This window comes from Streptomyces aureocirculatus (assembly GCF_000720475.1).
Taxonomy (GTDB): domain Bacteria; phylum Actinomycetota; class Actinomycetes; order Streptomycetales; family Streptomycetaceae; genus Streptomyces; species Streptomyces aureocirculatus.
In genome coordinates this window covers 36,582-55,687 of record NZ_JOAP01000042.1, presented here as the reverse complement: position 1 = coordinate 55,687, position 19,106 = coordinate 36,582, and the positions used below count along the sequence as shown (strand labels likewise).

Sequence of the window (19,106 nt, the reverse complement as noted above, 5' to 3'; positions counted from 1 at the left end):
CGCCCCTTACGGGGCCTTGCCCAGGCGCGGGGCGTCCGGCCACTTGGGGGATACCCGTCGACACCCTTCCCTTGCAGGGGAGTTCACGGCTCAATACCAGAGTTGCCCGCACCACCCGTGCCCCGGGAGCCCCGGGTCACGGCCCGCCGACCTCCTGGGGAGCCGCAGCATGTGCGAGGACGAACGCCACCTGAACAGACGCGCGCTGCTCGTGACGGGGGCGGCGACCGCCCTTACGTTGGGCAGTGTGAGCTTCGCCAGTGGTGCCGGGGCCGAGGAGCGGCGCACCGGCAAGGAGACGAGGACGGTCAGGGGGACACTGCCCACCGGGGCGCCGGACTTCGTGTACCTGCCCGTCGAGATCCCGCGCGGGGTGCGGGAGCTGCACGTCGCGTACACCTACGAGAAGCCGCCCGTGCCGGCCGGGACCGTGGGCAACGCGCTGGACATCGGCATCTTCGACGAGCGCGGCACGGCCCTCGGCGGCAGGGGTTTCCGCGGCTGGTCGGGCGGTGCGCGCACGGAGTTCTTCATCCGGGCCGACGAGGCGACACCCGGGTACATCCCGGGCCCGGTGCGCGCCGGGACCTGGAACATCGCGCTCGGCCCCTACACCGTGGCCCCGCAGGGTCTGCCGTACGAGGTGACGATCACCCTGACCTATGGCGCGCCGGGTGCCACGCGGGAGCCGGTGTATCCGCCGGAGCGGGCCAGGGGGCGGGGGCGTGCCTGGTACCGGGGCGACTGCCATCTGCACAGTTGGTACTCGGACGGCCGCCGCACCCCCGCGGAGCTCGCCGCCCTCGCCCGTGCCGCGGGCCTGGACTTCATCAACTCCTCCGAGCACAACACGCACTCCGCGCACGCCCACTGGTCGGACGTGGCCGGTGACGACCTCCTCGTGCTGCTCGGCGAGGAGGTCACCACCCGCAACGGCCACGTCCTCGCGATCGGCACCGAGCCCGGTACGTTCGTCGACTGGCGCTACCGTGCCCGCGACAACCGCTTCGGGCACTACGCCCGGCACATCCACCGCGCCGGCGGCCTGGTCGTGCCCGCCCACCCGCACGCCACCTGCGTGGGCTGCAACTGGAAGTTCGGGTTCGGCGCGGCGGACGCGGTGGAGGTGTGGAACGGCGCGTTCTCGCCCGAGGACGAGGTGGCGATCTCCGAGTGGGACAACGCGCTGGTCGCCGCCGCCCGCGGGGGCCGTCGCTGGACGCCCGCGATGGGCAACAGCGACGCCCACCGCGACCCCGACCCCGTCGGCCGCCCGCAGACCGTCGTCCTCGCCGACGATCTGACCCGCGAGGCCATCCTTGACGGCATCCGGTCGGGCCGCTCCTACCTCACCGAGACGAAGTCGATCGAGCTGACTTTCACCGCGACCGGCGGCAAGGGTCGGCACGCCGGCATCGGTGAACGTCTGCGCGTCGCCCCCGCCGACCCGGTGACGGTCCGCCTGGACGCCAGGGGTGTGCCCGGCGCCTCCATCCGCTTCATCACCGACCAGGGGGTCCTGTTCACGAGTCCGGTGGTGCCGGAGTCGGGCACGGCGACCGCGGAGTGGCGTACGACGGCCTCGTACGCGGCGTACGTACGCGCCGAGGTGCGCGCGCCCTCGACGACACCGGGCGTGCCCGGGCCGATGAAGGCCCTCACGAACCCCATCTTCCTGGGGCGTTGACCCCCTAAGGGGCGCGGGGAACTGCGCGGCCAGCCACGAAAAGACCGCAGACGCGTCTGCACGGTCCTCGGCAGACGCGTCTGCGGCTTTTCGTCGATTGCTCGCGCAGTTCCCCGCGCCCCTTACGGGGCCGGGGGGGGCTCAGCCCGGCCACACCAACGCCTGCACCTCGCTGTAAGCGCTCAGCGCGTACGACCCGCAGTCGCGCCCCACCCCGCTCTGCTTGAACCCCCCGAAGGGGGCCTCCATGTTGCGGCCGATGGTGTTCACGCCGACGCCGCCCGCGCGGAGCCTGCCCGCGACCCGGAAGGCGCGCGCCACATCGCCCGACCAGACGTAACTGAGCAGGCCGTACTCGCTGTCGTCGGCCAGCGCGACGGCCGTGTCCTCGGCGGCTTCGCCGGTGCCGTCGAAGGGGACGACCAACACGACCGGGCCGAAGATCTCCTCGCGGACCACCCGCATCCCGGGGGCGCAGTCGGCCAGGAGGGTGGGGGCGACGTAGAACCCCTTGCCGGTGGCCACCGGGGGCCGCTCGCCGCCCGTGACCAGCCGCGCCCCTTCCTTGCGGCCGAGCTCCACGTACGACTCCACGCGCTCGCGGTGCGCCGCGGAGATCACCGGGCCGACGACGGTGTCCCGTGCCCTCGGGTCGCCCACCTTCAGGTGTGAGGCATAGCGCGCCAGCTTCTCAAGGAGGCGCTCGTACACCGTTCGTTGGACGAGCACGCGCGTCGGCGCGGTGCAGATCTGGCCGCTGTAGAAGGAGAACGTGGTGCCGATGCCCGCCACCGCCGCGTCCAGGTCCGCGTCCTCGAAGACGATCGCCGCGCCCTTGCCGCCCAACTCCATGAGCTGGCGTTTCATGCCGCGCCCGCAGACCTCGCCGATGCGCCGCCCGACCGCCGTCGAACCGGTGAAGCTCACCATGTCGACGTCGGGCGAGTCGACGGCCGCAGCGCCCACGTCGGCGCGGCGGCCCGACACGACGTTGACGACACCGGGCGGCGCGCCCGCCTCCGCGAGGGCCGCCGCCATCCGGTACACCGACAGCGGGTCCTGCGGAGCGGGCTTCACGACGACGGTGTTGCCCATGGCAAGGGCGGGGGCGATCTTGCCCGCGGGGTTGGCCCACGGGTTGTTGTAGGCGGTGACGCAGGTGACGACGCCGACGGGGCGGCGGACGGCGACGGCGCCGAGCACGGCGGCCCCGCCCATCGGGCCCGCCTCGCTGACCTGCGGCACGAGGGCCGTCTCCACGGGCTCAAGGGCCCCGCGGGCGTACCGGCGCAGCCGTGCCACCGCGACCGCCACCTGCATCCCGCGGGCCGTCGCGGTGGTCGCGCCGGTCTCGGCCCGTGCCAGGTCGACGTGCGCGGCGAGGTCACGCTGGATCACGTCGGCCGCCCGGTCGAGGACGGCCGCCCGCTCCCGCGGCGAGGTGCGCGACCACGGCCCGAAGGCCGCGCGCGCCGCCGCTGCCGCCTGCCACACCTGGTCCCGGCTCGCCTCGGGGGCGAGGCCCACCACGCCTTCCGTCGCCGGGTCGATCACCTCGTAGTGCCCGCCGTCGGGGTCGGCCCACTCCCCGTCGACGAACAGCCGCTGCGGACCGCCCGGCTCCCGCGCCGCGCCCGCGCTCACCTCGTGCTCACCGTCCTGGTGTCCCGGCCCGACCGCAGTACCGTCCCCGGCACCGCCCCGGTGACCACGTCGTGGCGGATCACCTCGACGCCGTTGACCCACACGGCGTGCACGCCGATCGCCTTGGAGTCCAGGCGGGGGCTTTCGCCGGGCAGGTCGTGTACGAGGGTGGCCTTGCCGGCGTCGATGCGCTCGGGGTCGAAGAGGACGAGGTCCGCGTGGTACCCCTCGGCGATCCGGCCCCGCTCACGCAGGCCGAAGAGCCGCGCCGGGTCGTCGGTGAGCATCTTCACCGCCTGCTCAAGGCCCACCAGCTTCCGGCCGCGCAGACAGTCCCCGAGGAACCGCGTCGTGTACGGTGCGCCGCACATGCGGTCCAGGTGCGCGCCCGCGTCCGAGCCGCCGAGCAGGACGTCCTCGTGGTTCCAGGTCTCGGCGCGCAGTGCCCAGGAGTCCGGGTCGTTGTCGGACGGCATGGGCCAAAGGACCGTACGGAGTTCGTCCTCGGCGCAGATCTCGGCCAGGCACGCGAAGGGCTCCTGGCCGCGCTCGGCCGCGATGTCCCCGGCCACCCGGCCGGTCAGGCCCTCGTTCGCCGCGGAGTACGTGTCCCCGATGACGTACCGGTCGAAGTGGGCGAGACGCCGGAACACCCCGGCCTCCTCGCTCGTGGCCCGCCGCAGCATCTCCGCCCGCACGCCGGGGTCCCGGAGCCGCGCGATCCGCTCGGGCACCGGCAGGCCGAGGACGTCGCCCCAGCCTGGGATGAGGTTGAGCGCGCAGAACGTACCGAGCGACATGTTCATGGGCGTGAGGATCGGCATCGTGAGCGCGACGACCCGGCCGCCCGCCTCGCGGGCGCGTTCGCTCGGCACCAACTGCCGCGGCACCCGCTCGGGCACGGCGGCGTCGATGGTGAGCACGTTCCAGTTCAGCGGGCGCCCCGCGACCGCGCTCATCTCCACGAACAGATCGATCTCGGCGTCGCTGAACCGGTCCAGACATCCGGCGACGATCGCCTCCAGTTGGGTGCCCTCGTGCTCGGCGACCGCCCTGGACAGCGCGAGCAGTTCCGCGGGGCCCGCGTGCCGGGACGCCACGGGCGCGCCGTCGCCGTCGGAGTGCGTGGACGACTGCGTGGTGGAGAGCCCCCAGGCGCCCGCCGCCATCGCCTCGTGGAACAGCGCGAGCATCCCCTCCAACTGCTCCGGCGACGGTTGCCCGCCGACCGCGTCGGGCCCCATCACGTACCGCCTGAGCGCGCAGTGCCCCACCATGAACCCCGCGTTGACGGCGATCCGCCCCTCCAGGGCGTCCAGGTACTCCCCGAACGAGTGCCACGACCAGGGCGCGCCCTCCTCCAACGCCACCAGGGACATGCCCTCGACCTTGGACATCATCCGCCGCGTGTAGTCGGCGTCCTCGGGCCGCTCCGGGTTCAGCGGGGCGAGCGTGAAACCGCAGTTCCCGCCCGCGACCGTGGTCACCCCGTGGTTCAGGGACGGGGTGGCGTAGGGGTCCCAGAACAACTGCGCGTCGTAGTGCGTGTGCGGATCCACGAACCCGGGCGCGAGGATCAGGCCGCGGGCCTCTTCACGGGTACGGGCCTCCTCCGTGACGGAGGACGCGACGACGGCCACCCGGCCGTCCCTTATCCCGACGTCGGCGACCCGGGCGGGCGCCCCTGTCCCGTCGACGACGGTCACGCCTGCGATGAGGTGGTCAAGCATGCCGAGGGTTCTCCCCTTCAACTCGTGGTGGCACTACGCGGACGCGGCACCCCGGAATCGACTCGTCCGGTGCACGGGATCGGTGTCGATCTTCGGGATGACGTGCTCCCCGATCAGCCTGATCGTGTTCAAGGTGTCCGCGTACGAGATCCCGATCGGCAGCCCGAAGGAGAGCTGATCGGCCCCGGCGCGCTCCCAGCGCTCGCACTGCCGCGTCACCTCGTCCGGATCCCCGCAGATCATCAGCTCCTCCGCGATGAGCAGCTCGATGATCTCCTCGGTGTAGTCCGGCAGGACCTCGGGCCACTCGGGGATGCCGTCGGGCCGCGGAAAGGTGTCGTGGTAGCGGAAGACCAGGGACTGGAGGTAGTTGAGCCCGCCGTTCACGGCGATCTCGACGGCCTTCTCGTGCGTCTCCGCGCAGATCGCCGTGGACGTCACCATGACGTTGTCGTTGACGAAGTCACCGATGGGCTCGGCGTCGCGGATCGCGGTCTTGTACTGCTCGAGGACCCACTCCATGTCGGAGACCTTCTGCACGCTGAAACCGAGCACCCCTAGGCCTTTCTTCGCGGCCATGGCGTACGAGGACGGGGACCCGGCCGCGTACCACATCGCGGGGTGCGAGGCGCCGTACGGCTTGGGGAAGATCTTGCGCGGCGGCAACTGCCAGTGCTTGCCCTGGAACCCCTCGTACTCCTCCTGGAGCCACATCTTGGGGAACTCCGCGATGGTCTCCTCCCAGATCTCCTTGGTGTGGTTCATGTCGGTGATGCCGGGCAGGAAGCCGAGGATCTCGTGGGACCCGGCCCCGCGCCCGCTGCCGAACTCGAACCGGCCCTGCGACAGATGGTCGAGCATGGCCACCTTCTCGGCGACCTTCACCGGGTGGTTGACCTGGGCGAGGGGGTTGAAGATCCCCGAACCCAGATGGATCCGCTCCGTCGCGTGCGCGAGGTAGCCGAGGAAGACGTCGTTGGCGGAGAGGTGCGAGTACTCCTCCAGGAAGTGGTGCTCGGACGCCCAGGCGTACTTGAAGCCGGACTTGTCCGCCTGGATGACGTACTCGGTCTCCTCCATCAGCACCTTGTGCTCGGCCGAGGGGTCCGTCTCGGCCCGCTTGCCCACGTATCCCTGTACGAAGAGCCCGAATTCCACGGAGGTTCACCGTCCTCGTCAGTTTCTGACGCAGTTTCTGACGCACCGTCAGATTGCTGGTCCGACTGTTCCACCGGCGCCGTGGAGCGTCAATACCGTCAGAGCACGCCGGACCGCGGGAGCACACCGGACCGTCAGAGCACGCTGACCCCGGCGAGCCAGCCGCCGTCGATCACGAACGGCTGCCCGGTGATGTACGAGGAGTCCTCCTCCGCGGTCAGGAACAGCGCGAGCCTGGCCACCTCCTCCGGCCTGCCGACCCGGCCGAGCGGCACGAGCTTGCGGTAGAGGGAGTCCAGGCCCCGGGTGCCCTTCGCCACGTCGGCCTCGGCGGCCCCGGGGTCGAGCTGCGCGGGATTGCTCATGGCGGTGTCGATGGCGCCCGGGCAGATCGCGTTGACGCGGACGCGCTGCTTGGCGAGCTCCAGGGCGGCGACGCGGGTGAGGCCGATGACGGCGTGCTTGGTGGCGCTGTACGCCCCGATGTACGCCATGCCCGTCATCCCCGCGTACGAGGCGGTGTTCACTATCGAGCCGCCCCCGGCCGCGGCGATCTCGGGCGCGGCCGCCTTGATGCCGAGAAACACCCCGACCTGGTTGACCTGCACGATCTGCTGGAACTCGTCGAGGGGGGTGTGCACAAGCTCGTGGAAGCGCAGGATTCCCGCGTTGTTGACCAGGCCGTTCACCTCTCCGAAGGCGGTCTTCGTGGCGGTGACGGCGGCCGCCCAGTCCGCCTCCCGGCTCACGTCGAGGTGGACGTACCTGGCGCTGTCGTGCCCGAGCTCCTTCGCCAGCTCCTCCCCCTGCTCGTCGAGCACGTCGCCGACGACGACCCGCGCGCCCTCCGTGACGAAGAGCCGCGCCTCCTGCTCGCCCTGCCCGCGCGCGCCACCGGTGATGATGACGACGCGCCCGTCCAGCCTGCCCATGCCGGCCTCCCTGTTCAATTCAGTCCGGTTCAGTCCGGTTCAGTCCAGTTCAGTTCAGTTCAGTGGAACGAGCGTGCTACCCGAAGAGCGGCGCGACCTCCGCGCCGAACGCCGCCATCTGGTCGCGGAGTTCCTCCCGGCCGCGGCTGCGGAACCGCACCTGGATCTGGTGCACGCCCATCGCCGCGTACGCGCGCAGCGACTCCGCGAGGGCTTCGGGCTTCCCGCTGAGGGTGCGCCGCCCCACCGGCCAGGAGGGCTCCCCCACGTACAGCGGCTCGGTGATCGCGCCGATGGTGAGGGGGGACTCGACGCCCGCCTCTGCGCGCAGTTGCCGCAGCGAGGCGATCCGCTCCGGGAGCCGGTCCCGCGGGTCGCCCTGCGGCAGCCAGCCGTCACCGCGCACGGCGGCCCTGCGGACGGCGGCGGGCGACGAGCCGCCGACCCAGACGGGCACTCGCTCCTGTGCGGGGCGGGGGCGCTGACCGAGTCCGTCGAAGGTGAACTGGGTGCCGTGGTGCTCGGGGTACTCCTCGGGTCCGAGCGCGGCGCGCAGGGCGTCCACGGTCTCGTCGAGGAGCGGGCCGCGCCGGGCGAAGTCGACGCCGAGCGCCTCGAACTCCTCCGCCACGTGCCCGGCGCCGACACCGAGGATGAGACGGCCGCCGCTGAGGTGGTCGAGGGTCGCGTAGCTCTTGGCGCTCAGCAGCGGGTGGCGCAGGCCGACGATGGCGACGTGGCTCAGGAGGCGGACGCGTTCGGTGACGCCCGCCAGATAGGAGAGGGTGGCGACGGGGTCGTACCAGGTGGTGCCCATGGCGTCGGCGAGCCGGCGCGGGATGGCGACGTGGTCGCAGCTCGCGAGGTACGCGAAGCCCGCGCGGTCGGCGGTGCGGGCGATCTCGACCAGGTCCCGCGGGCCCGCGTCCGCCTCCCACGCCTCGGCGAAGAGGGCGCTCTGCGACTGCACCGGAAGCTGCATCCCGTACGCCATCCGCCCGGGCGGCACGCAGCCCGCCGGGCCTGCCGCCCCTGCCGGATCCGCCGGGTTCACCATGGCTCCTCCACCCCTTGGCTGCTACTGACGGCCCGTCAGCTCGGCTCGACGGTCCACATCGTCGTAGCCGACGCCCCATTGAGCAAGGGGCAGCCCGGGCCCCGTCAGGCGAGCCCCGTCAGGGGCGCGGGGAACTGCGCGACCAGCCACAAAAAAGCCGCGGACGCGTCTGCACAGTTACTCGGCAGACGCGTCTGCGCCTTGTCGCGCGCTGAGCGCGCAGTTCCCCGCGCCCCTGACGGGGCGCTCACCTACCCCACCTCATAGCCGAGGGCGGCGGCGATCACCCCCGCCTGCGCCGGGTCGATCTTCGCCCCGGCGCCCCGCACGGTCAGCGGATCGAGGCCCGACAGATCGCTGCCGCGCAGATCGGCGCCGGTCAGCTCGGCACCGCGCCACTGCGCGCCCGAGAGATCACATCCCGTGACCTCCGCCTCGTCCAGGCGGGCGCCCGCGAGGTCCGCCTCCCGCATCCGCACCCCGTCCCACACGGCCTTGCGCAGATCGGCGCCGGTCAGCGCGGCGAACGACCAGTCGCCGCCGCGCACCTCGAAGACCGTGAACGTGCACCCCTGGAAGACGCTGCCCACCGCCTTGCACTGCTCGAAGCGGGTGTCGAAGAACGTGCACCGCTTGAAGGTGCAGTTGGTGAACGCCGACGAGGAGAAGCGCGCGGCGTTGAACTTGACCCCGGCGAACGTACAGCCCGCGAACTCGGCGCCCTCCCCCTCGGCCTCCGTCAGATCGACGTCGAAGAACGTGCACTCCTCGAACGCCTCCCCCGACAGATCCCGCCCGTACCAGTCCTCACCCCGGAACACCTCCGCACTCACCATGCCTCCGATTGAACAGGCAGGCACTGACAATCGCCCGGCGTCACGCGGGACCAGGGGCTCACTCGGGGCGGGGGCTCACTCGGGGCGGGGGCTCACTCGGGCCCCGGCCACAGGCCGTCCTCCGTCAGGCCCAGGAGGTCGATCGCGTTGCCGCGGACGATGCGGTTCACCACGTCCGGGGCCAGGTGAGCCATCTGTTCCTCGCCGACCTGGCGGGACTTCGGCCAGGTGGAGTCGGAGTGCGGGTAGTCGGTCTCGTACAGGACGTTGGGTACGCCGATGGCGTCGAGGTTGCGCAGGCCGAAGGCGTCGTCGAAGAAACAGCCGAAGACATGGTCGGCGAAGAGTTCGGACGGCGGGCGGTGGACCTTGTCGGCGACGCCGCCCCAGCCGCGGTTGTCCGCCCAGACGACGTCGGCCCGCTCCAGGATGTAGGGGATCCAGCCGATCTGGCCCTCCGCGTACATGACCTTGAGGTCGGGGAAGCGCTCGAACTTGCCGCTCATCAGCCAGTCGACCATGGAGAAGCAGCAGTTGGCGAAGGTGACGGTGGAGCCCACGGCGGGCGGGGCGTCCGCGGACGTGGACGGCATCCGGCTGGAGGAGCCGATGTGCATGGCGACGACCGTGCGGGTCTCGTCGCAAGCGGCGAGGAACGGGTCCCAGTAGTCGGTGTGAATGGAGGGCAGTCCGAGATAGGGGGGTATCTCCGAGAACGCGACGGCCCGGACGCCGCGGGCGGCATTGCGCCGCACCTCCGCGGCGGCCAGTTCCGCGTCCCACAGCGGGATGAGGGTGAGCGGTATCAGCCGACCTTGCGCATCGGCGCCGCACCACTCCTGGACCATCCAGTCGTTGTACGCCCGTACCGAGAGAAGGCCCAGGTCGCGATCGCCCGCCTCGGTGAAGGTCTGGCCGCAGAAGCGCGGGAAGGTGGGGAAGCACAGGGCGGACTGGACGTGATTGACGTCCATGTCGGCGAGCCGGTCGGGGACGCTGAAGGAGCCGCGGCGCATCTGCTCGTACGTGATCACCTCCAGCTTGATCTCGTCGCGGTCGTAGCCGACAGCCGTGTCGAGCCGGGTGAGCGGGCGGTGCAGATCCTCGTACACCCACCAGTCCCCTATGGGCCCGTCGTCCCCTTTCTCCCCCATCACAGGCGCGAACTTTCCACCCATAAAGGTCATTTCCTTGAGCGGAGCCCGGACGACGCGCGGCCCCCGGTCCAGGTACTTCGCCGGGAGGCGGTCCTGCCAGACGCGCGGGGGCTCCACCGTGTGGTCGTCCACCGAGATGATCCTCGGGAACGGCGGCGCGGCGGTGGCGACGTCCTGAGTGCTCTCCATGGTCTCCATGCGGTTCACGGTAGCGCCTATCTGACGATCCGTCAGTTGTCCGGATTCGGTCACTGCCGCGCGAACCCTGTGAGAGCCGTCTCCCACGGCTGACGCATCCGCTCCGGACAAGGCAAACTGTGCTCCGGCAGCAAGTCCCACGGGCAGGGCAGGCCCGAGGACGAGCACAAACCAGGCACAGCCGGGCACAGTCGGGCGTATGCGAACAGTCTTCAGCAACTGCGTGCGGCGGGGCAGCAGGGGGAGCGATGGACGGACTACCGCGAGTGCCGGAGCAGCGGCGTTCGACGGCGGAAAGCGACCCTGGGACACCTGAGACAACGGTGCCGGAGTCGACCGCGACGGGCCGGGACCCGGGCCGGGACACGGGCCAGGAACAGCAGGAGGCGGCGCGGCCTGCCCGCTTCAGCGTCCTCGGCCCCGTACGCGCATGGCTCGGCGCGGACCAACTGCCCACCGGTTCCCCGCAGCAGCGCGCCCTGCTCGCCGCCCTCCTGCTGCGCGACGGCCGCACCGCCACCGCGTCCGAGCTGATCGACGCCATCTGGGGCGAGGAGCCGCCGTCCCAGGCGCTCGCCGCCATCCGGACCTACGCGTCCCGGCTGCGCAAGGTGCTACCGCCCGGCGCCCTGGTCAGCGAGTCCGGCGGCTACGCCGTACGGGCCGCCGACGGCGCCCTCGACCTGGCGGAGGCGGAGTCCCTGTGGTCGGCGGCCGAGCGCGCCCGCGGGCTCGGCGATCTGCACCAGGCGCGCTCCCTGGTCAACAGGGCCCTGTCGCTCTGGGACGGCGAACCCCTCGCCAACGTCCCCGGACCCTACGCGGACGCCCAGCGCACCCGCCTGGAGGAGTGGCGCCTGCAACTCCTCGAATCCCGCCTCGACATGGACCTGGAGCAGGGCTGCCACGCCGAGTCCGTCTCCGAGCTGACCGCCCTCACCGCCGCCCACCCACTGCGCGAGCGCCTTCGCGAACTCCTGATGCTGGCCCTCTACCGCTCCGGACGCCAGGCGGAGGCCCTCGCCGTGTACGCCGACACCCGCCGACTGCTCGCCGACGAACTGGGCGTCGACCCACGCCCCGGCCTCCAGGAGCTCCAGCAGCGCATCCTCCAGGCCGATCCCGCCCTCGCCGAGCCGTCCGCGCCCGCGGCCGAGCACGCGGGGGGCGTCGTGAGGCCCGCGCAACTGCCCGCCACCGTGCAGGACTTCACCGGCCGCGCCGCCTTCGTCAAGGAGCTCAGCGACATCCTCTCCACCGCCGAGGGCCGCGTCATGGCCGTCTCCGCCCTCGCGGGCATCGGCGGCGTGGGCAAGACCACCCTCGCGGTGCACGTCGCCCACGCGGCCCGCACGCACTTCCCCGACGGACAGCTCTACGTCGACCTCCAGGGTGCCGGGCCGCGCGCCGCCGAGCCGGAGACGGTGCTCGGCGCGTTCCTGCGGGCCCTCGGCACGGCGGACTCCGCGATTCCGGATTCCCTGGAGGAGCGGGCCGCCCTGTTCCGCTCCGTCCTGGACGGCCGCCGGGTCCTCGTCCTGCTCGACAACGCCCGGGACGCCGCGCAGGTGCGGCCGCTCCTTCCCGGCATGGAGGGCTGCGCCGCCCTGGTCACCTCCCGGATGCGGATGGTGGACCTGGCTGGCGCGCACCTCGTCGACCTCGACGTGATGTCGCCCGACGAGGCGCTCCAGCTCTTCACGAAGATCGTCGGCCAGGAGCGGGTGGCGTCCGAGCGCGAGGCCGCGCTCGACGTCGTGGCCGCCTGCGGGTTCCTGCCGCTCGCCATCCGCATCGCCGCGTCCCGTCTGTCGGCGCGCCGCACCTGGACCGTGTCCACGCTCGCCGCCAAGCTCGCCGACGAGCGGCGCCGCCTCGACGAGCTCCAGGCGGGTGACCTCGCGGTCGCGGCCACCTTCGAGCTCGGCTACGGCCAGTTGGAGCCGGCCCAGGCCCGCGCCTTCCGCCTCCTCGGCCTCGCGGACGGCCCCGACATCTCCCTGGCGGCCGCCGCCGCGATGCTCGGCCAGTCCGTGGAGGACGCCGAGGACCTCCTGGAGTCCCTGGTCGACACCTCCCTCCTGGAGTCCGCGGCCCCCGGCCGCTACCGCTACCACGACCTCCTGCGCCTCTACGCGCGTGCGTGCGCCGAACGCGACGAACTGCCGCCGAGCGAGCGGGAGGCTTCGCTTTCGCGGCTTCTTGACTTCTATCTGGCGTCGGCCGTTCGGGTGTACGCGATCGAGCGTCCTGGGGACAGGACGGTGGATCACCTCGAAAGCACCGTGTGGCCAGGGCTGGACTTCAGTGATGACGCCAAGGCCCTCGACTGGCTGCACTCCGAAGCCGCCTGCATCCTGGCGTGCGTGCAGCAGTCGCTCGGCCCCTCCACCCTGCGGCGGGCGGTGGACCTGCTGCTCGCGTCCAAGGACCTGGCGGAGTCCGGCGCCAGTTCGCTGCGCTACGAGGCTGCGACCCGCGCGGCTCGGGACGCGGCCGCCGACGCAGACGACGCCCGTGCCGAGGGTCGCGCGCGCGTCAGCCTGGCCCAGGTGCTCAGCAAGGTGGGACGCTTCGAGGAGGCCGACGCGGAACTGTCCAGGGCCGCAGAGCTGGCGGCCGAGTCGCGGGACCCGTGGGCGACCGGGAACGGTCCGAACGAGCGAGGCATCACCGCTCACTGCATGAACCAGTACAGCGCCGCGGAGGCGCTCTTCCGCACCGCCGTCGACGCGTTCCGAGCCGACAGCAACCGCGGCGGCGAGGCCAGCGCGCTGTGCAATCTGTCACGGGCGCTCCTCGCCCTCGGCCGGGTGAGTCAGGCCATTGACCTGGCTCGCAAGGGGATAGCCATCTATGACGAACTCGGGCTCACCTTCCGCCTGGCAAACGCCAGGTATGCCCTCGGGATGGGACTGAGCCGGGCAGGCCACCACGCGGACGCCATAGGCCAGCTCAACGCCTCGCTGAAGGTGTTCGTGGAGAATCGCCAGCGGCTGTGGGAGGGTACGACCCACTTCCGCCTCGCCGAGGTGCATTTCTCCGCCCGGCACCCGGCCATGGCCGCGCAGCACGCGGAGCAGGCGCTGGCCACTGGCTGCGTCGGCGGCGACTGGATGCGCGCCAATGTGCTTATCCTGCTGGGGCGCTCCCTCGACAGCCTCGGGCAACTGGACCGTGCCCGGGCTTGCTGGCGCGAGGCTCTCGTCATCCACGAGCAGACCGGCGCCGCGGAGATCGCCGAGGCACGGTCTCTCCTGCACCCCGTCGCCGCCTGACCCAGGCACCCGGGGCGTTCATCGAACGTTTATGGGCGACTGTCACTCTCTATGTATCGACCCGTCGCGTCGGGGGGCAGGCGGGTCGCGTGGGCCCCACAGCTATGGTGAGCGGCCCTGGAGCGCCCGTTCGGCGACCCTCGGGGGAGTTGCCGAGCGGGCGGTCTAGTCCCGGAGCCCCGCAGAGTAACTGGAGTTGCCGAACATGAGTAAGCCCAAGAAGAAGATCCTCAAGCCCATGGGTGACGGCCACGTCCCGGCCCCGCCACAAGGCGGTCCCGCCACGCCTCAGGGCGACGGGCACGTCCCGGCGCCGCCGGAGGACGGCATCACCACCAAGGGCGACGGACACGTCCCGGCCCCACCGGCCAAGGACGCCTGAGACCAACATCCCGACGGGGATCGGCCGCGGCGGCGCGGAGGGGGAGCCGCCGCGGCCGAGGCGTGTCAAGAGAGCTCACCCGGCTCGCCAACTCGGCCACATATAGCGGGAATTGTTCGAACAATAACCGGAATATGCGGCTAGAGTCGTTTGTTGAAAGTCTGCCCCCTCCTAGGAGTTGCCATGACTCGTACCAGGAAGATGCTCGTCACTCTGGCCGTGCTAGCGGCGGCCTCAGCGGCAGCGGCAACACCGGCGCTGGCCAGCAGCGCCCCGGCCGGAATCGGCCAGGCGCCCGCAGGCCCGCTGGGCGACAGCCACCTCCCGGCCCCGCCCGGGGACGGCCAGGTGCCGAACCCGCCTCAGGACTGACCGCCCGAACGCCCGGGGCCGAGCCTCCGCTCGGCCCCGGTGCCATGGCCGCCGTCCCCTGTGGAAGAGTCACCCCATGCCCACCGCACGGACCCGGAACCACGCGCCCCGCCGCCGCGCGTCCGCCGCAACCGCCGCCCTCCTCGGCACCGTCCTCCTGACCGCCTGCGGCGAGGAGCGCCGGGAGGCCGACACCGCCGCCGGAACGCACACCGCGTCGGCACCGGGCGGCGCCCGGCCGACCGAGCAGGGCACCCCGGCGCCGGACGGCCCGGACACCCCGCCCGAAAGCGGCCCCTACGTAGAGCCGGGCGCGGGCGACGGCGCCCCGCACTACCGCGAGAACAACGCCTACCGCCTGCCCGGCGAGATGTCGGCGGCGAGCGAGAAGGCCGCCGACGTGCAGGCCGAGCGCGTCGAGCGGGTGCTCAAGCGGCTGTGGGGCAAGGGGACGTGGGACCCGGACTCCGTGCGCGCGGCGCTCCGCGCGGAGCTGGGAGCCGACGGTGGGAAGAAGCTCGTCGTACAGAGCATGTACGCCCGCTGGGAGGGCGACGGCAACGTCACCCCCGAGGGTGCGATGGTCGGGCTGCGCGTGCGGGACGACGCCTGTGTCACGGCGTTCGTGCAGAAGACCAACTACGGGGCGACGACGAACGGGCCGTTCCCGGAGACGGGCTGTATCGAACCGCAGACAGGCCACTGAAATCCGGCGGACCGGAACCCGGCGGACCAGAACCCGGCGGACTGAAATCCGGTGGACCGGGGCGGTGCCGCTACCCGATAGTGCGGCCATGACTACTCTGGTGCGCCACATCACATTCGACTGTTCCGACGCCTATGAGCTGGCGTCCTTCTGGGTGCGGGTCCTGGAGGGCACGCTGGCGGACGACGACGCTCCCGGGGACCCCGAGGCCCTGGTGAGCACGCCCGACGGGCCGACGCTGCTGTTCGTGACCGTGCCGGACAAGAAGACGGTGAAGAACCGGGTGCACTTCGACCTCCAGCCGCAGGACCGTACGCGGGACGAGGAGGTCGAGCGGGTCCTCGCCCTCGGCGCGACCCTCGTCGGCGACCACCGGGTGCCGGACGGCCGCGGCTGGGTGACCCTCGCCGACCCCGAGGGCAACGAGTTCTGCGTGGAGCGCAGCGCGGGCGAACGCGCCGCCTCGGCCTGAGCGGCCGCCGTCAGCCCCGGCCCCGCAGCTCCCCCTTGACCACCTTGCCGCTCGCGTTCCGGGGCAGCTCCGCCACGAACTCCACCTGCCGCGGCACCTTGTAGTTGGCCATCTCGCGGCGCGCCCAGGCGATCAGGTCGTCCGCGGTGAGGGCCGTACCGGCGGGACCGGTGGGGGCACGGCGCACTACGTACGCCTTGCCGACCTCGCCGAGCCGGGCGTCGGGGACGCCGATGACGGCGACGTCGGCCACTTCCGGGTGCAGGCCGATGAGCTGCTCTATCTCGGCGGGGTAGGCGTTGAAGCCGCCGACGATGTACATGTCCTTGATGCGGTCGGTGACGCGCAGATTGCCCGCACCGTCCAGGACGCCGACGTCGCCGGTGCGCAGCCAGCCGTCCGCCGTGATGACCTGCGCGGTCCCGGCGGGGTCCTCGTGGTAGCCGCGCATGACGTGATGGCCGCGGACGAGGATCTCTCCGGGCGAGCCCGGGGGCAGGTCCGCCCCCGCCGCCGACACCACCTTCACCTCCGTGTCGGGGATCGCGCGCCCGGAGGTGGCGGCGATGACCTCCGCGGGGTCGCCGCGGCGGCACATCGTGACGATGCCGCTCGCCTCGGAGAGCCCGTACGCGGTGAGGACCGTGGCGATGCGCAGTTCGGCGCGGAGGCGTTCGACGAGGCGCAGCGGCACGACGGCGGCGCCGGTCACCACGAGCCGCAGCGCCGACAGGTCGTGGCTGTCGCGGGCCGGGTGGTCGAGGAGCGACTGGTGCAGGGTGGGCGGCCCGGGAAGGACGGAGACATGCTCGGCGGCGATGTTGGCGAGGACGGTGTCCACGTTGAAGACGGGCTGCGGGATCATCGTGGCGCCGCGCATGAGGCATGCGACGATCCCGGCCTTGTAGCCGAAGGTGTGGAAGAACGGGTTCACGATCAGATAGCGGTCGCCCTCGCGCAGGCCCGCGAGGTCGCTCCAGACCGCGTAGCAGCGCAGGGTCTGGGCGTGGGTGATGACGGCGCCCTTGGGGCGGCCGGTGGTGCCGGAGGTGTAGATGATGTCGGAGGGGTCGTCGCCGCGTACGGCTGCCGCCCGCGCCCGCACCCGCTCCTCCGGTACGGCGTCGCCGCCCGCGAGGAAGTCCTTCCAGGTGCGGAAGTCCTCCGGGGCGTCGTCGGCGAGGACCACCACCTCCTGAAGGTCCGGCAGACCCGGCAGCGGCCCGTGTCCCCGGCCGTCCCCCGCGGCCCTGCGCAGCGAGGCGACGTACGACGTACCGAGGAACGTACCGGTGACGAAGAGCAGCCTGGCCCGCGAACGCGCGAGGACGTAGGCGGCCTCGGCGCCCTTGAAACGGGTGTTGAGCGGTACGAGGACCGCGCCCGCGCCGACCGCGCCGAGGGCGGAGACGATCCAGTCGAGGGTGTTGGGGGCCCAGACGGCGACCCGGTCGCCCGGCTCGACGCCGCTCGCCACACAGGCGGCGGTGGCCCGGTCGACGCGGGCGCCGAGGTCCCGGTACGAGAGCCGGGTGCGGCCCTCGACGACCGCCTCCCTGCCCCCGTACCGCTCGGCCGCCGCCCGCACCAGGCCCGGCACGCTGCCCCACTCCCGGTCGCCGCGCATCGCTGACCTCCCGCCACCGCCCACTAGCTGACTAACCGTCAGATTAGCGGTAGCCTGCCGCACTGTCAGCAGCGAGGAACGGGTACGGCGAGGACCGCAAACGACGCGCGCGGAGGTGCGGCCATGGCTTCACTCAAGGACGCCACAGCGATAGCCGGCATCGGGCAGACACCTTTCGCCAAGCAACTCCTGGAGAGCGAGAAGGCGTTGGCGTGCCGGGCGATCCTGTCCGCGCTCCACGACGCGGGCATCGCGCCCTCCGAGGTGGACGCGTTCGCCTCGTACACGATGGAGGAGACCGACGAGGTCGAGGTGGCCAAGGCCATCGGTGCGGGGGACGTCACCTTCTTCAGCAAGGTCGGGTACGGAGGCGGGGGTTCCTGCGCCACCGTCGGGCACCTCGCCGCCGCCGTCGCCACCGGCCAGGCGAGCGTCGGCGTCGCCTGGCGCTCACGCAAGCGGGGCAGCGGCCCCCGCCCCTGGCGCAACACCTCCGCCCAACTCCCCACGCCCGCGCAGTGGACCCGGCCCTTCGGGCTGCTGCGCCCGGCCGACGAGATCGCGATGCTGACCCGCCGCTATCTGCACGAGTACGGCGCCACCCGCGACCACCTCTTCAACGTCGCCCTCGCCTGCCGCAACCGCGCCAACCAGAACCCCGCCGCGATGATGTACGAACGCCCGCTGACCCGGGACATGTATATGACCTCTCGCTGGATCAGCGAGCCGCTGTGCCTGTTCGACAACTGTCTGGAGACGGACGGCGCCCTCGCCTGCGTCGTCGTCTCCGCCGAGCGGGCCCGCGACTGCCGTCACAAGCCGGTGTACGTGCACTCGGTCGCCCAGGGCCTGCCCGCGCAGCACCACGGGATGGTCAACTACTGGAACGAGGACCCGCTGTCCGGGCCCGCCTGGACCGCCGCGCGCCAGCTCTGGAAACAGTCCGACGTCACCCCCGAGGACGTCGACGTCGCCCAGATCTACGACGCGTTCACCTCCCTCGTCCCGCTGTCCCTGGAGGGCTACGGCTTCTGCGGCCGCGGCGAGGGCGGCGCCTTCACCGAGGGCGGCGCCCTGGAGATCGGCGGCCGCCTCCCCCTCAACACCTCCGGCGGTGGCCTCAGCGAGGCCTACGTCCACGGCTTCAACCTGATCAACGAGGGCGTGAAGCAACTGCGGGGCACGTCGACGGCACAGGTGCCGGACGCGGCGACGTGCCTGGTGACGGCGGGCGAGGGCGTCCCGACCTCGGCACTGCTGCTCCGGGCCCCGTGAGCCCGCGCCCCTGCCGGGGCGCACGGAACCGTCTCCCCGCAGGCGAGCCCCGTAAGGGGCGCGGGGAACTGCGCGAGCAACCACAACGAACCCGCACCCGCGAAGGGCGAGCGACATGGCAGACGCACCCGCGAAACCGGACCCCCTCCTGGCCCCGGCCGTGGACGACGACGGCGCCCCGTACTGGGAACACGCCGCACGGGGCGAACTCCGCGTACAAGCCTGCGCAGCCTGCGGCGAACCCAGGTTCCCCCCACGCCCCTGCTGCCCGCACTGCGCAAGCTTCAGCGCCGAATGGCGAAGGACCAGCGGCCGCGGCCGCATCTGGTCCTACGTCGTCCCCCACCCCCCACTCCTCCCCGCCTACGCGGCCCGCGCCCCGTACCCCGTGATCCTCGTCGAACTCACCGACGCCCCCCGCGTCCGCCTGGTGGGCAACCTCGTCACGCGGGCGGGCGCGGCCTTCGACTCGGTGCCGCGGGAGCGGGTGCGGATCGGGGCGCGGGTGCAGGCGGTGTTCGCGGAGCAGGGCGGGGTCGTGGTGCCGCAGTGGATCCTGGAGCGGCCGTGACGGCGACACCGGCGGGGACGCCCG

The 19,106-nt window shown here is 72.1% G+C and carries 16 protein-coding genes; 8 read left to right on the top strand and 8 right to left on the bottom strand.

Annotated elements, in window-relative coordinates; genetic code table 11:
- Window positions 1–169: 169 nt before the first annotated feature.
- Window positions 170–1,687, top strand: coding sequence for a CehA/McbA family metallohydrolase (locus IG78_RS0131450; RefSeq protein WP_030569536.1), 1,518 nt, complete (start codon window positions 170–172; stop codon window positions 1,685–1,687).
- A 141-nt stretch (window positions 1,688–1,828) separates the two neighbouring features.
- Here the strand turns inward: IG78_RS0131450 and IG78_RS0131445 are convergent, their stop codons facing one another.
- From IG78_RS0131445 to IG78_RS0131415, 7 genes are all read right to left on the bottom strand, one after another.
- Window positions 1,829–3,331, bottom strand: coding sequence for an aldehyde dehydrogenase family protein (locus IG78_RS0131445; protein WP_037687334.1), 1,503 nt, complete (start codon window positions 3,329–3,331; stop codon window positions 1,829–1,831).
- On the bottom strand, window positions 3,328–5,061 hold the full coding sequence (locus IG78_RS0131440; RefSeq protein ID WP_030569531.1) for an N-acyl-D-amino-acid deacylase family protein: 1,734 nt from the start codon (window positions 5,059–5,061) through the stop codon (window positions 3,328–3,330). The genes IG78_RS0131445 and IG78_RS0131440 overlap by 4 nt, the downstream gene beginning before the upstream one ends.
- Before the next feature lie 33 nt (window positions 5,062–5,094).
- On the bottom strand, window positions 5,095–6,219 hold the full coding sequence (locus IG78_RS0131435) for an LLM class flavin-dependent oxidoreductase (RefSeq protein ID WP_030569528.1): 1,125 nt from the start codon (window positions 6,217–6,219) through the stop codon (window positions 5,095–5,097).
- Window positions 6,220–6,353: 134 nt separating this feature from the next.
- Window positions 6,354–7,151 carry an SDR family NAD(P)-dependent oxidoreductase gene (locus IG78_RS0131430; protein WP_030569525.1) on the bottom strand — a complete coding sequence of 266 codons (798 nt, stop codon included), beginning with the start codon at window positions 7,149–7,151 and terminating at the stop codon, window positions 6,354–6,356.
- Between the two features lie 76 nt (window positions 7,152–7,227).
- A complete protein-coding gene (locus IG78_RS0131425; protein WP_030569522.1) occupies window positions 7,228–8,145 on the bottom strand; it encodes an LLM class F420-dependent oxidoreductase in 918 nt (305 codons plus the stop codon).
- 314 nt (window positions 8,146–8,459) lie between these two features.
- Complete coding sequence (locus IG78_RS0131420) at window positions 8,460–9,044, bottom strand: pentapeptide repeat-containing protein (protein WP_051853083.1); 585 nt, start codon at window positions 9,042–9,044, stop codon at window positions 8,460–8,462.
- 92 nt (window positions 9,045–9,136) lie between these two features.
- The gene (locus tag IG78_RS0131415) at window positions 9,137–10,399 is read right to left on the bottom strand and encodes an amidohydrolase family protein (protein WP_030569517.1); all 1,263 of its coding nucleotides are present in this window, start codon (window positions 10,397–10,399) and stop codon (window positions 9,137–9,139) included.
- 248 nt (window positions 10,400–10,647) lie between these two features.
- Between IG78_RS0131415 and afsR the strand changes: the two genes are divergently transcribed.
- From afsR to IG78_RS0131395, 5 genes are all read left to right on the top strand, one after another.
- Window positions 10,648–13,677 carry an SARP-family global regulator AfsR gene (afsR, locus tag IG78_RS0131410; RefSeq protein ID WP_030569514.1) on the top strand — a complete coding sequence of 1,010 codons (3,030 nt, stop codon included), beginning with the start codon at window positions 10,648–10,650 and terminating at the stop codon, window positions 13,675–13,677.
- Between the two features lie 205 nt (window positions 13,678–13,882).
- Window positions 13,883–14,059, top strand: coding sequence for a hypothetical protein (locus IG78_RS49550; protein WP_157855920.1), 177 nt, complete (start codon window positions 13,883–13,885; stop codon window positions 14,057–14,059).
- A gap of 183 nt (window positions 14,060–14,242) precedes the next feature.
- A complete protein-coding gene (locus IG78_RS49545) occupies window positions 14,243–14,431 on the top strand; it encodes a hypothetical protein (RefSeq protein WP_157855919.1) in 189 nt (62 codons plus the stop codon).
- 76 nt (window positions 14,432–14,507) lie between these two features.
- Window positions 14,508–15,137 (top strand): hypothetical protein, encoded by a 630-nt coding sequence (locus IG78_RS0131400; RefSeq protein ID WP_030569511.1) that lies wholly within the window; start codon window positions 14,508–14,510, stop codon window positions 15,135–15,137.
- An 88-nt stretch (window positions 15,138–15,225) separates the two neighbouring features.
- On the top strand, window positions 15,226–15,609 hold the full coding sequence (locus IG78_RS0131395; RefSeq protein ID WP_030569508.1) for a VOC family protein: 384 nt from the start codon (window positions 15,226–15,228) through the stop codon (window positions 15,607–15,609).
- Between the two features lie 10 nt (window positions 15,610–15,619).
- Here the strand turns inward: IG78_RS0131395 and IG78_RS0131390 are convergent, their stop codons facing one another.
- On the bottom strand, window positions 15,620–17,236 hold the full coding sequence (locus IG78_RS0131390) for a FadD3 family acyl-CoA ligase (RefSeq protein WP_030569505.1): 1,617 nt from the start codon (window positions 17,234–17,236) through the stop codon (window positions 15,620–15,622).
- Window positions 17,237–17,359: 123 nt separating this feature from the next.
- On the opposite strand from IG78_RS0131390, the gene IG78_RS0131385 reads away from it, so the two are divergent.
- On the top strand, window positions 17,360–18,511 hold the full coding sequence (locus IG78_RS0131385; protein WP_030569502.1) for a lipid-transfer protein: 1,152 nt from the start codon (window positions 17,360–17,362) through the stop codon (window positions 18,509–18,511).
- Between the two features lie 115 nt (window positions 18,512–18,626).
- Complete coding sequence (locus IG78_RS0131380; protein WP_030569499.1) at window positions 18,627–19,082, top strand: Zn-ribbon domain-containing OB-fold protein; 456 nt, start codon at window positions 18,627–18,629, stop codon at window positions 19,080–19,082.
- Window positions 19,083–19,106 lie beyond the last annotated feature (24 nt).

Bases quoted from the DNA above. Each gene is read 5' to 3' on its own strand.
- IG78_RS0131450 (WP_030569536.1), top strand. From the start codon at position 170: ATGTGCGAGGACGAACGCCACCTGAACAGACGCGCGCTGCTCGTGACG.
- IG78_RS0131440 (WP_030569531.1), bottom strand. From the start codon at position 5,061: ATGCTTGACCACCTCATCGCAGGCGTGACCGTCGTCGACGGGACAGGG.
- IG78_RS0131430 (WP_030569525.1), bottom strand. From the start codon at position 7,151: ATGGGCAGGCTGGACGGGCGCGTCGTCATCATCACCGGTGGCGCGCGC.
- IG78_RS0131425 (WP_030569522.1), bottom strand. From the start codon at position 8,145: ATGGCGTACGGGATGCAGCTTCCGGTGCAGTCGCAGAGCGCCCTCTTC.
- IG78_RS0131420 (WP_051853083.1), bottom strand. From the start codon at position 9,044: ATGGTGAGTGCGGAGGTGTTCCGGGGTGAGGACTGGTACGGGCGGGAT.
- IG78_RS0131415 (WP_030569517.1), bottom strand. From the start codon at position 10,399: ATGGAGACCATGGAGAGCACTCAGGACGTCGCCACCGCCGCGCCGCCG.
- afsR (WP_030569514.1), top strand. From the start codon at position 10,648: ATGGACGGACTACCGCGAGTGCCGGAGCAGCGGCGTTCGACGGCGGAA.
- IG78_RS49550 (WP_157855920.1), top strand. From the start codon at position 13,883: ATGAGTAAGCCCAAGAAGAAGATCCTCAAGCCCATGGGTGACGGCCAC.
- IG78_RS49545 (WP_157855919.1), top strand. From the start codon at position 14,243: ATGACTCGTACCAGGAAGATGCTCGTCACTCTGGCCGTGCTAGCGGCG.
- IG78_RS0131400 (WP_030569511.1), top strand. From the start codon at position 14,508: ATGCCCACCGCACGGACCCGGAACCACGCGCCCCGCCGCCGCGCGTCC.
- IG78_RS0131395 (WP_030569508.1), top strand. From the start codon at position 15,226: ATGACTACTCTGGTGCGCCACATCACATTCGACTGTTCCGACGCCTAT.
- IG78_RS0131390 (WP_030569505.1), bottom strand. From the start codon at position 17,236: ATGCGCGGCGACCGGGAGTGGGGCAGCGTGCCGGGCCTGGTGCGGGCG.
- IG78_RS0131385 (WP_030569502.1), top strand. From the start codon at position 17,360: ATGGCTTCACTCAAGGACGCCACAGCGATAGCCGGCATCGGGCAGACA.
- IG78_RS0131380 (WP_030569499.1), top strand. From the start codon at position 18,627: ATGGCAGACGCACCCGCGAAACCGGACCCCCTCCTGGCCCCGGCCGTG.